At 44.5% G+C, this 13,259-nt stretch carries 7 protein-coding genes; 3 read left to right on the forward strand and 4 right to left on the reverse strand.

The genetic code is table 11. The features are described 5' to 3' along the window. The first annotated feature begins 10 nt into the window (after positions 1 to 10). Positions 11 to 2,353 (forward strand): alpha-galactosidase, encoded by a 2,343-nt coding sequence (locus K6V26_RS23435; RefSeq protein WP_224264036.1) that lies wholly within the window; start codon positions 11 to 13, stop codon positions 2,351 to 2,353. 438 nt (positions 2,354 to 2,791) lie between these two features. Here K6V26_RS23435 and K6V26_RS23440 read toward each other — a convergent pair whose 3' ends face one another. From K6V26_RS23440 to K6V26_RS23455, 4 genes are all read right to left on the reverse strand, one after another. Next, positions 2,792 to 3,394, reverse strand: a complete 603-nt coding sequence (locus tag K6V26_RS23440; protein ID WP_010801047.1) for an FKBP-type peptidyl-prolyl cis-trans isomerase — start codon at positions 3,392 to 3,394, stop codon at positions 2,792 to 2,794. A gap of 4 nt (positions 3,395 to 3,398) precedes the next feature. Continuing rightward, positions 3,399 to 4,943 (reverse strand): glycine--tRNA ligase, encoded by a 1,545-nt coding sequence (locus tag K6V26_RS23445; protein ID WP_224264037.1) that lies wholly within the window; start codon positions 4,941 to 4,943, stop codon positions 3,399 to 3,401. 155 nt (positions 4,944 to 5,098) lie between these two features. Continuing rightward, positions 5,099 to 6,763 carry a SusD/RagB family nutrient-binding outer membrane lipoprotein gene (locus K6V26_RS23450; protein WP_224264038.1) on the reverse strand — a complete coding sequence of 555 codons (1,665 nt, stop codon included), beginning with the start codon at positions 6,761 to 6,763 and terminating at the stop codon, positions 5,099 to 5,101. 23 nt (positions 6,764 to 6,786) lie between these two features. Beyond that, positions 6,787 to 10,077: a SusC/RagA family TonB-linked outer membrane protein gene (locus tag K6V26_RS23455; protein ID WP_224264039.1), complete on the reverse strand. Its 3,291-nt coding sequence runs from the start codon at positions 10,075 to 10,077 to the stop codon at positions 6,787 to 6,789. A gap of 568 nt (positions 10,078 to 10,645) precedes the next feature. On the opposite strand from K6V26_RS23455, the gene K6V26_RS23460 reads away from it, so the two are divergent. Then, positions 10,646 to 11,200, forward strand: a complete 555-nt coding sequence (locus tag K6V26_RS23460; protein ID WP_009860299.1) for an NAD(P)H-dependent oxidoreductase — start codon at positions 10,646 to 10,648, stop codon at positions 11,198 to 11,200. A gap of 125 nt (positions 11,201 to 11,325) precedes the next feature. Beyond that, the gene (locus K6V26_RS23465; protein ID WP_009860298.1) at positions 11,326 to 12,762 is read left to right on the forward strand and encodes a Gfo/Idh/MocA family oxidoreductase; all 1,437 of its coding nucleotides are present in this window, start codon (positions 11,326 to 11,328) and stop codon (positions 12,760 to 12,762) included. Positions 12,763 to 13,259 lie beyond the last annotated feature (497 nt).

Genomic DNA, 13,259 nt, shown 5'->3' on the forward strand with positions numbered 1-13,259 from the left:
TACAAGGATCATGAAAAAGAATTTACAAAGAATTACCCTGCTCTTTTGTCTTGTCTGCCTGTTTATCGGGAGGGAGACGTTTGCGGCTGATCAGCAGACGATAACTTCCGGTGACTGGAAGATCGTTTATAACAACGATACGAAAACCTGTGATTTTATCCATAAAGGAAAAACAATCCTGGCGGGTGTCTTCGTCCAGGCCAAAGATAAAGACCAACTGCTGCGCAGTACGGAATACGGGCAGCCGACCTTCTCGGAAGAAGCTGTCGATGACGTTTTCGGTGCCGGCCATAAATATACATTTACCTATGCCGGACAGGAGGGAGCACCTTCCTTGCAACAGCTGTTTTATTTCTATCCTGATAAAAGCTATTTCCTGACAGAGGCTTTTATCCTTTCAGAAGCCGGTACGTCGAGTAATTATATCGCTCCGGTTGTTACCGAAACAGTCAACTCTTTCCTGAATACGAATACCTCCAACCGTGTGTTATCCGTCCCCTTCGATAATGATGCCTGGATAGGCTATTCCTCCCTGGCCTTGTCGGTCGACTCCGTGTCGTTCGAGGTTACTTCTTTCTACTGTGGTGATACCCGCGAAGGGTTGGTAATCGGCTCGGTAGAACACGATACCTGGAAGACCGGAGTCCGTTATTCCACTTCCGGCAACCAGAAGGTAAACCGTCTCGAATGTTTTGGCGGCATAAGCCATCGCGTGACCCACGATATAGATGCTACCGGAGCAAAAGCCCACGGCAGCATTTCCGGCACTAAACTGAAATCACCGAAGCTTTTAATCGGTATGTTCGACGATTGGCGCGAAGGGCTGGAAGCCTATGGCGAGGCCAATGCCTTGATCGCGCCTCCCCGTAAATGGTCGAAAGGCAATATCTTCGGTTGGAACAGCTGGGGCGCCATGGCTGAGAAGCTAAACTACGAAGGTGTGCTGGATGTCTCTGATTATATCAGTACGAACCTGCAACCGAACAATTTTACCAATGACGGTACGGCTTATGTCATCCTCGATTCTTATTGGGATAATCTGACCGATACCCAGTTGAAATCATTTGCCGAACGATGTGTTGCCAACGGGCAGGTTCCCGGCATTTACTGGGCTCCTTTCTCCGACTGGGGGGAAAACGGCAGCCGCACGATGGAAGGAAGTAACTATAAATACGGGGAAGCCTATTTATATGTAAACGGACAGCCTAAAAAGATCGCTTCCCGTGCCCTGGACCCCACGCATCCCGGAACCCGCCAGCGGATGAGTTATTTCATCAACCGCTTTAAAGATTTAGGTTATAAATATATCAAGTTCGATTTCCTGAATAATGCGATCCTTGAAGCGGACTCTTATTATGATAAGAATGTAACGACTGGCGTTCAGGCTTACAACAGCGGAATGAAATATCTGACGGAATTGTGCGGAGACGATCTGTTTATGGCTCTATCCATTGCGCCTGCATTTCCGGCTCAATACGGCAATTCCCGTCGTATCAGTTGTGATGCTTGGGGAGCCAAAGAGGATACGGAATATGTTATGAACGGCCTTTCTTATGGTTGGTGGCTCGACAAGGTGTATAACTTTAATGATGCCGACCACCTGGTGCTTCATAGAGACGATTATAACGAGGATGAGAACCGTATGCGTATTACCTCCGGTGTGATTACCGGAACATATATCCTGGGTGATAACTTCAGCCAGAAGGGAACATGTGTCGGGGAATTGGCAGCCCGACAGAAAGCAGAAAAGTTTGCAACGAATGCGGAAGTAAACGAAGTTGCCCGTATCGGTAAATCTTTTTATCCGGTAGAAGGGGCAAAGGCTTCGGGAAAGAATAGTTGGGGACGTAACCGCGGCGAGAATCTCTTTATGCTGGATACGGAAGATTATCTGTATGTTGCGGCTTTCAACTATAAAGACCTGGCCTTCTCGGAAAATATAAAATTGTCGAGACTGGGAATCGCTTCTTCCGATGTAAAAGGAATTAAGGAATTGTGGACCGGGCAGGATGTATCATTGCAAGGTGAAGAAATCCCTGTATCCTTACCCAAGTATGGCGTGAAACTATATAAGATAGAGAAGAAAGGTACCGGTACCGGAATATCTGGTCTTACTGCACCGGATAAAAAGATTACAGGCTGGGTGAAGGATGATCATTTGTTCATTCAGAGTGAAGAGACTTTGAAAGGGCTTTTCATTTACTCGGCGCAGGGAACATTGGTAAAGCAACTTCCGGCTTTATATCCGCAGGCCCGCTATGATATAAATATTGCTGATTTGCCAAAAGGCATGTTTCTTGTTCAGGCAGTCACTTCCGTGCAGGAGTCAGAATGTTTGAAGTTCGTGAAATAATGGTATCTGTTTCCCCTCAGGAGAGGGGATTAAGGGGTGTGTTAAAGCTAGCTATAAGGCGGAATGATAACACACCCCCTGCCCCCTCTCCAGAGGGGAAAAGTTACTCTCCGGCTGTTAATTTTAGTAGAATTTGGCTGTAATCTATATAGTTTTGTGTTCAGTAACAAAATTTGACTGGAACAAGTGTTTTGCTTAACGTTTATTAGTCTGAAAAGGCTTGACAAAAGGCCTCTACAACCTTATCTTTGTACTGTGGTTTTTTCATAATAGTATTAGATTTAAGGTTAACAAAGTTTGGTTAGGGCTTGTCGTGAGACAGGCTTTAATTGTTTATAGGGGTTTGCTTTATGCGAGCCTTATTATACAAACTAACAGACAATAAAAAAGGGAACATCAGGTCGATTGATGTTCCCTTTTCTTTTATATAAGAACGGATTAAGTTGTACCGGCAACTTCGGCTGTCCGCTCTACTACTTCAATTTCAAAAACTAAAGTAGAGTAGGCAGGGATAGTAACATTCCCGGCGCTGTCTTTTTTGTCAACCGAACCATAACCTAGTCTTTGAGGAATCCAGACTTCCCATTTCTCGCCTACTTTCATATTTTGCAGAGCGATAGTCCATCCTGATATGGGACTGGGAATTCCTGTTCCATAGTAACTATTGTAGTTTGAAGAGGCTGTACTGACAGCCCATTCGGAAGGTGATCCGTCTTCTAATTCTTTCTTATCGAAATATTCACCATCCTCGCTGTTAGGGAACCATCCTTTGTAATAAACAGTGACACGACTGTTGTAATAGATTGGAATTTCAGGTTTATCTGCTTCTTTGAGCCTTTTAGCATAAATGAAATCTTCTCCGGCTCCCTGTATGCTTACCTTAAAGAAATCCGGGTCATTAGCCTTCGCCGCGAAAGCCTGTTCGTTTTCCAGCTTGTAGGCTTCAACGGCTACATCATCACTATCATCGTCATCTTTACAGGAAGTAAAGACGGCAGACATACAAAAAATCATCAACGCGAATTGCAGGTACTTCTTCATTTAATTATTCAGTTATCTTTTTTAATAAAGTCTTCAGGCTTACCTTTTCAGAGATAATATCGTGCAGCTTGTCGATGCTTACACGTTCCTGTTCCATGGTGTCACGGAAACGGATCGTTACACAATTATCCTTCAAAGTATCATGGTCAACTGTAATACAGTACGGAGTTCCAATAGCATCCTGACGGCGGTAACGTTTACCGATAGAATCTTTTTCATCATACTGGCAACGGAAGTCGAACTTCAGCATGTTGACGATCTCTTCAGCCTTTTCAGGAAGCCCGTCTTTTTTCACCAGTGGCAATACGGCGAGTTTGATAGGAGCCAGGGCTGCCGGCAATTTCAAAACAACGCGTGTTTCACCGTTTTCAAGTGTCTCTTCGCAGTATGAACCTGCCATAACGCTCAGGAATACGCGGTCAACACCGATAGATGTTTCAATAACGTACGGAGTATAGCTTTTATTTAATTCCGGATCGAAATATTGTATTTTCTTTCCTGAGAACTTTTCGTGCTGGCTCAGGTCGAAGTCTGTACGGCTATGGATACCTTCCACTTCCTTGAAACCGAACGGCATTTCATATTCGATGTCGGTAGCGGCATTGGCATAGTGGGCGAGCTTTTCGTGATCGTGGTAACGATACTTTTGGTCACCTAATCCCATAGCCTTATGCCATTTCAAGCGGGTAGACTTCCACATCTTGAACCATTCCATTTCTTCTCCCGGACGAACGAAGAACTGCATTTCCATCTGTTCGAACTCACGCATACGGAAGATGAACTGACGGGCAACGATCTCGTTACGGAACGCTTTACCGATCTGAGCGATACCGAAAGGAATCTTCATACGGCCGGTCTTCTGTACGTTGAGGAAGTTAACGAAAATACCCTGTGCCGTTTCCGGACGCAGATATATCTTGGAAGCACCATCGGCGGTAGAACCCATTTCTGTGGAGAACATCAGGTTGAACTGGCGAACTTCCGTCCAGTTGCGTGTTCCGGAGATCGGACATGCTATTTCGCAGTCGACAATGATCTGACGGAGGTCTTCGAAGTTGGAATCGTTCAGTGCTTTAGCGAAACGGGTATGTATCTCGTCGCGTTTAGCCTGGTGTTCCAACACGCGGCCGTTGGTAGCACGGAATTGTGTTTCGTCGAATGCTTCGCCGAATTTTTTAGCGGCTTTGTCTACTTCTTTCTGTATTTTCTCGTCGATCTTAGCCAGGTAATCTTCGATCAGTACGTCGGCGCGATACCGCTTCTTTGAATCCTTGTTGTCAATCAAAGGGTCGTTGAACGCGTCCACATGGCCGGATGCTTTCCAGATGGTCGGATGCATAAAAATAGCGGAGTCGATACCTACCACATTTTCATGAAGCAGCGTCATGCTGTCCCACCAGTATTTCTTTATATTGTTTTTCAGCTCTACGCCATACTGTCCGTAATCATATACTGCTCCCAAACCGTCATATATTTCTGAAGAGGGAAATACAAATCCGTATTCTTTGCAGTGTGAAACTAATTTCTTGAAAACATCTTCTTGTGCCATAACTATATGTAATTATTATCAACCTGCAAAGTAAATGATTTTTTCTGTAAGTTACAGCATTTCCAGCGGCTTATTCGTTAATACATACAAAAGAAGGGTGACCGTCACGGCCACCCTTCACCATCAAAAATTATATTGAAAAATTAGTTTTGGGTTTATTCTTTGTCCCACCAGATACGGCCGAACTCGCTGTCCAAACGACCGAAGTTCGATTCTTTTTGCATGTCTTCAAGGCGTTTTACCTGATTTGCATAGTTGGCAGAACCTTCAGCCGGCATGGTGAATTTTTTACGGCGTGGTACTTGCTGCAATTCTCCGTATACATTGATCGGTTCCCAGGTAACCAACGTGGATGTTGTACTCGGATAATTGGTACGTTTGTACATAGCCCATGATTCATTGTTGTTTTTGAAATGTTCTACCCAAGTCTGGCAGTAAATCTGCTCTTTGGCTATGGCACTGTTCCAGGCGATACCATCCTGTGCCAGGAATGCGTCGATTTCAGCTTCTGTGACAGCTTCGTAGTCATTGATTTTACAATAATCTGCAATTTTACTCCATTGTCTCAAAGACGATTTTACTCCTTCTTCATACCATTCCTGAGCCGTTTTGCCGTTGGCAACGCCTTCCAGTGTAAATTCGGAAGCCATGAAACAGAAATCAGCATATGTTACCAAAGGAATCCAGCCGCCGGCACTACCATTGTCTTGTGCACCTTTCCACAGACGAGTCTGAGGTCTGTTCATCGGACGCATGTCGATGTCGTCCAGATAACGTGATGTACGGCAAGAGTCGGTAGCCCATTTATCATAGCTTACGCTACCTCCGCACCAACGTCCCAGATGGGTCGGGATGACTTGCGCAGGAGTGGTTGTCTCTTTGGCATTGAACTCGGCTACATTCTCCGGAGTCAAATTGTTGATCTGGAAAAACAGGCGTTTTCTCGGGTCGTTATACTTCAGTAAGTAAGCCATGAAAGCAGAAGATGCACGGTCCATGTCAATCACAGAATGCCAGTCGCCCAATGTGGTCCAGTGGTTATCGAAATAAAGGATAAAGCTATCGTCGATACTACTGAATATGTTGCCTGAAGACAGCACTTCGCGAGCAATGGCTTTCGCTTCTTCCGGTTTTTGTTTCAACAATCTCAGGGCAATACGCAGACGAACGGCATTGGCAGCCTTCACCCATTTCGACATATCGCCGCTATAAGCCAGGTCATAATTTTTGAAAGTTACCTGATTGGTAGACGTTGCCAGTTTATTGGCAGCTTCTTTCAGCTCCTGGTTCCAGATTGTAAACAACTCTTCCTGGGTTTGGAAAGCCGGTTCAAGAATTTCCACATTGCCGTTGCGTGTACCCCAACCGTCGGTGTAAACCAAAGAACCATATGTGTCGGAAGCCTGGATACCTTTTGTAATCAGCAGGATGCGGGCGACCTCGGTTAAGTCGCTGTAAGCAGCTTCCTGTTCCGGCATATTGGTCTTAACGTAATAAGGAATATGGCGGGCATACTTACCGGCATTTACATAGTTGCTGTATAATGTTCCGGCCCAACCGGCACATTCGGTGAAGTTGGTTGTGCTATATCCCCAGATTCCGGCACAATACTGCATCCATCTCAGGCGACAAGCGTATGAATCGGCCCATGTTTCGCCGGCGTTGCACATTACATTTTCAATCTGATAGAGGAATACTTCCGGGTCAACCTCGTAGACTGTATCAGGGTTCTTGTTGATTTCGACGAAATCGGCATCGCAGGAGGTCAGTGCAACCATGGAAGCCAATGCTCCGAAAATATAATATTTAATTTTTTTCATCTTGTTTTATTGTATATAAGTTATTAGAACGAAACATTCACGCTGAAACCAATGTTGCGTGAGAACACGGCACCACCACTTTCCATGTATTCAGAACTGTAAGATGTGTTCAGTCCTTCCGGGTGGATATTATCCGGCAGACTGTTGTACAGGAATCCCAGGTTACGGGCCATCAGACCGACGCTTGCATTCTGGATGTAGGCTTTGTTCACCCATTTTTTAGGTAACTGCCAATGTACTGAAAGTTCGCGCAAGGCGACCCAGGAACATTTGTGGATACCTTCCGAACGTATACCGCCTGACCAGCTGTATACATTGTCGTAATATTTGTAAGCTGACAGCGGCTCGACTAAACCTTGTTCGTAAGCTGCCTGATAACTCATGCCGGAAACGTCTACCCCTTTAATCTCTGTGCCGGGCATAAATACGCCTTCCGGAATGACACCGTCGTTAACGGTTCTTCCGTCAGCCAATGTACGAGGCAGACCGCCATATTGTGTATCGCGACCGGCCAGTGAAGACTTGATGTTACCGGAGTTCATTCCATAGTAATAACTTGCCGAGAAGATGTCTCCTCCGAAACGGGCATCGATGACGGCATTCAACGTGATGCCTTTCCAGCTTACCGATGTATTGGCACCCCACAAGAACTTCGGCTGCAAAGAACCGATTTTTTCACTTTTGTTCGAACGCGGATAAGAACCGTCTGCATTCAACAGCTTTTCTCCTTTATCATTGAGTGTATAAGCATAAGATGTATAGATGTCACCATAAGCACCACCTACGGTAGCCCATGCCTGTGTATCTGTACCTCCTCCTACTAGTTGATATTTCTCAACGCCTTCAAACAAAGAAACGATCTTGTTTCTGTTGCGTGTCAGGTTGAAAGACAAATCCCAGCGCCAGTCCTTCGTTTCGATCGGAGTACCGGTGATCAATAACTCGATACCTTTATTCTGGATATCACCGGCATTGATCCAACGTTTTGAAACACCGGATTCAGAGGCGATCGGCAATGCCAGGATCTGGTTCTTCGTATTTGTCTTATACCACGCAAAGTCGAAGCCGAGACGGTTTTTCAGGAAACGCATATCCAGACCGATCTCGATTGAATGCTGTTTCTCCGGCTTCAGATTCAGGTTGGGCAATTCATCTTTGTCAAATTTATAATACGGATACGTACCGCCGTTAATCTGGTTGTCGAACGTATTATCGAATGCATAATAGCCGGTACCTGTTGTCAGGTAAGGGGCACAGTCGTTACCTACGATAGCGTAAGATGCTCTCAGCTTACCGAAAGAGATAAATTCGGGAATTGCATCGCGCAAGCCTTCGGCAAACAACCAGGAAGCACCTACAGAAGGGTAGAAATAGGAGGTATTTCCTGTTCCGTTTTCGTAGATCAGAGCAGACGACCAGTCGTTACGTCCGGTGATATCCAGGAAGTAAACACCCTTGTAGTCCATATTGGCAAAAGCATAGATAGAGTTGATACGCTTTCTGCTTGTATTGTACCTTACTTCGGTGGTCGCTCTTTCGACCGAGTTTGTCATGTCGAACAAGCCGGGCACACGCAAACCGTTCTTTGAGTCGGTTTTATGGTAGCCACTCTTCGTATCCCATTGTTCAACAGCCACGCTACCGCTGATATTAAAGTCATCGAACGAATGGTTGGCTGTCAGCATACCGGTGATTTTGTACTGGTCTTTCTTGTTTTCATGAATCTTGTATGCCGCACCGTCGTAGTTGCTGGCACCTGTAGCCATTACTTTCGATTCGTTGGTGGTGTAGAGTTTATAGATATCACCTTTCACTTTCAAAGACAACCAGTCCAATAGCTTCAGATCCAGGTTCAAGTATGCGCGTACACTCATTTCGTCCTGTGTATAGATGTTTTCCAGATAGTCATAAATTGTTTTGGAATAACCATACGGATCCTGTGAGTTGTAACCGTCGCCGGCCGGACTGATATAATTTTTGTTATTCAACCAGTAGTCCGTATCATATTCACGAGCGATGCTGTACATGAAGTCGTAGATCGGAGATCCCGAACCTCCCTGTCTTGTTGGGTTCTGTGCTGTCGACTCGATGTACGAGAATCCTCCTTCCGCTTTCAGGCGGGAACTGATATCGTGTGATGCGTTTAAGCTGAATGAATTACGATTGAATTCGTTATTGAATGTCAGACCTTCCGATTGCAGATTTGAATAAGAAAAGCGGAAAGCACTTTTTTCGGAACCACCTTGCAGGGCCACGTTGGTATTCATATAATGACCTGTCTGGTAAAGATTCTTCAGGTTATTGTCTTTGGCAGAATAGATCATTTCCTGTCCGTCTACATAGAACGGCTTACCGTCGAAACGAGGTCCGAAGCTACGGCCGGCCGAGGTGTATCGGTTTTCAGACCCGTCGTCATTCAATGCCCATACCGGCGATGAACCCGAACCGAATTCATTCTGTAAATCGGGTGTGGCATAGATCTTTTCCCACTGCTGCGTATGCGAAACGGAAACGCCTATACCTTCTCCTTTGCGACCTTTTTTGGTCGTGATCAAGATCACACCATTGGCAGCACGTGAACCGTACAAAGCGGTTGCGGCAGCACCTTTCAATACGGACATTGATTCGAAGTCATCGGCATTCAGGTTCTTCAGGTCATTACCCCAGTCTTGTCCTGCTCCCGTTTTTGTTACTTCATTGTCGATGATAATACCGTCGATAACGAAAATCGGCTGGTTGTTGCCGCCCAAAGAAGTATTACCACGGATGATGATGCGTTGTGAAGATTGCGGACCGGAGTTACCCATGTTAATCTGTACACCGGCAACCTTACCTTGCAAACCATTGATCGGGTTAGGAGAGTTTACTTTGGCGATTTCATCTCCTTTCAGTTCTGTCATGGCGTAACCCAGTGATTTTTTGTCACGCGACATACCCAGGGCTGTTACCACAACTTCATCCAGGGCTTGTGAATCTTCTTCCAGAAGAATTTTCATTGTCGTTTGTCCCGTGTAGGCGATTTCTTTTGTTTTGTATCCGACAAAAGAGATTTGTAGGACTTGACCTTTTTTGACGTTATCCAGTGTAAATTTACCGTCAAGATCAGTCATAATACCATTAGTGGTGCCTTTGATTACCACAGAAGCTCCAATTACCGGACCTAATGCGTCTTCTACGACTCCGGTTACTTTCCCACTCTGTTGGGAAATGTTTACACTTTGCCTGTCGGGCAATACGTCGGCGTAGACTCCTATCGGAGATGCTAATGCACCGGCAAGCAAAATCAAGCTTGGAAATTTCAATTTTTTAGACATAAGCGTTTGATTTATAAGTAAAAATAGATGTGTGTATAATGTGTTTCAGCATCAATTAAATTATTATCATAGTTCTAGTAGAACTATGGAATTATGTCAAAAAGAAAGTATGATGAATTGCTTAAAATAGGATAAATCTATTTTAAATTAGTTAACCGCCAGCTTGTGTGCGCTAAAAGGGTTAATTTTGTCACAAATTAGTTGTAATTAATTATAAAAAAATGAGGTCAGAAATGAGATGTTAACTGCTAATCTATTTTTTGATAGATATTATGAATTAGTTCTACTAGAACAATATCATTAAAATGCTGACTATATATTTATAGTTCATTTGTTTGCCTTAATTTTTAATTTACAGTATCGAGTCTTTTTTGAATGTTTCGATATGTTAAATATTCTATTGTCTGCTATTTTTCTCTCCTGCTGAAATGCTTTTTTATGTAATCAATTGTTATTTAGATAATGCTGGTAATTTTAATCTAAATCTCCCTGATGTATTTTCATGGATTTGTTTAGCTTTGTGAAAGCTTATGTTTTAATACGATTTTACATTATAAAACACAATAATATGAATGACGTTTCAAAAAAAGTAGTAGTTCTTTTGGCTCATCCCAATCTGAAAGAATCACAGGCTAACAAGGCTTTAGCCGATGCGGTAAAAGATATCGATGGCGTGATGGTATACGATCTGTATGAATATCAGGATCAGTCTTTTGATGTAAATGTGTGGAGCACGATTATATCCGATGCTTCCATGGTGGTCTTTCAATTTCCTTTCCACTGGATGTCAGCACCTTCGTTGTTGAAAAGATGGCTGGACGAGGTCTTTACTTCCCTGGCAAAGACACCAGCTGTAGCCGGCAAGCCGTTGCAGATCGTCACTACAACAGGTTCGGAGTATGCCGCTTACCGTAGCGGAGGCAGGAATTGTTTCACGATGGATGAACTTCTGCGTCCTTATCAGGGATGTGCAATACATGCCGGAATGACCTGGCAGACGCCATTGGTGGTTTATGGCATGGGAAGTGCCGATGCTTCCAGGAATATAGCAACGGGTGTCGAGGTTTACAGAAAGATGGTGGAAACGGTACTGGCTGATCATACGGTGAATAATGCCTGGTAAAGTTTTCGGATAATTAATGAACTTTCTGCCTTAATTCCTTTCAAATCAACAAAAAATATCTATTTTTGCGAAGTTGATGTTTTTAATGTTTGCGCAGACAATATTAATTATCTAAATAGAATACCATGAAATCAGAAGACATCTCACGTCGCTCGTTCCTGAAACGGGCATTGGCATTATCGGCAGCTACTGCAATACCTTCGTTTTGGATCCCTTCGAAGGCTGGTGCAATGCCGGGTGTACCGTTCGTTAGTGCGAACGAGAAAGTTAATATCGCATTTATTGGCATTGGTAACCGGGGTGGTGAAATTGCCAAGGAATTGTATAAGACCGGATTGTGTAATGTTGTAGCCCTTTGCGATGTGGATATGGGGGCGAAGCATACGCAGGAACTGATCTCCATGTTCCCGAAAGTTCCCCGTTATCAGGATTTCCGTAAGATGTTCGATCAGATGGCGGATAAGATCGATGCTGTGACGGTGGGGGTTCCCGACCATGCCCATTTCCCGATCACAATCGAGGCAATGGCCCACGGCAAACATGTATATGTTGAAAAACCGATGGCGCGTACTTTCCAGGAAATAGAACTGATGATGCGCGGTGAAAAGAAATATGGCGTGGTCACACAGATGGGTAACCAGGGACATTCCGAAGCCAATTATTTCCAGTTCAAGGCATGGAAAGAAGCTGGTCTGATAAAGGATGTAACAGCTATCACCGCTCATATGAACTCTCCGCGTCGTTGGCACGGATGGAATCCGAATATCAAGCATATGCCGATGGGAGAACCGATTCCTGAAACAATGGATTGGGATACCTGGCTGGGGGTAGTGCAGCATCATGACTATAACCATGATTATCATATGGGACAATGGCGTTGTTGGTATGACTTCGGTATGGGCGCGCTGGGTGACTGGGGTGCACATATTCTGGATACGGCACACGAATTCCTGGATATGGGATTGCCTACAGAGATCAACCCGTTGTATCTGAAAGATCATAATAAATTCTTCTTCCCGATGTCGTCGACTATCCTGTTCAAATTCCCCGAAAGAGGCGATATGCCGGGAATAGATGTTACCTGGTACGATGGTCTGGATAATATCCCTCCTGTTCCTGAAAACTTCGGTTCTTCGGATGTCGATCCGAATATTCCGACTGTAGCCGGTGGCAAACTGCAATTGATGAAACTGAATCCGGGTAAGGAAATTTATACGAAGACGCTGACATTCAAAGGAGGTTCTCATGGAAGTACATTGTCTGTCATCCCGGATAAGATTGCCAAGGAAATGAATCCAACCCTTCCCGAATACCAGAAGAGTCCTTCCAACCATTACGCGAACTTCCTGTTGGCTTGCCAGGGCAAGGAAAAGCCCCGTTCACCGTTCTCTATCGCCGGTCCGCTGAGCCAGGTATTCTGCCTGGGTGTATTAGCACAGCGCCTGAACCGTAAGTTAGTTCTCGACCGCACCACCAAAGAGATCGTCAACGACAGCTTCGCCAACCAGATGCTGAGCGGACAGCCGCCACGCAAAGGATGGGAAGAGTATTATAATGTATAGTGTTGGTTATATAGAATAATTTATCCCTTTCCTTCGTATATTTGTATAATGAAGTTACGAAAAGAGTGTATTTTATTGGAAATGAGCGTATGCTAATCACTCATGATAGTAATAGGTTACGATTTAGTTAGTTATCTGCTGCATTATTCTTCTGCGCGTTGCGTAACCTTCAAAGAACTCTTCGTATGCAAAAGTAACAATAAAACGGGAGATTTTGATATGAATCTCCCTGATTTTTTCTATCTCATACAAGTTTTTCCGTAAAAGCGGCTTTATTCGTCGGTACACCATCGCCCAAAAGGATTTTGAACGAACGTGTGCCGACTACTGCATAAGCGGAGAAAAGGGCTTTGCCTCACGTTTAAGCAACAGTTTAGACTGATGAGGAAAAGCCCATTTCTTTTGTGCTTATGCCAAAGAGGTGCTTTTACGGCTTTTCAGATGATTTTTCTTTTTCGCTGTTCTTTTGAGCCGGAAGCGTAAAGCCGTATATGACC

This window comes from Parabacteroides goldsteinii, from assembly GCF_020091425.1.
GTDB lineage: Bacteria > Bacteroidota > Bacteroidia > Bacteroidales > Tannerellaceae > Parabacteroides > Parabacteroides goldsteinii.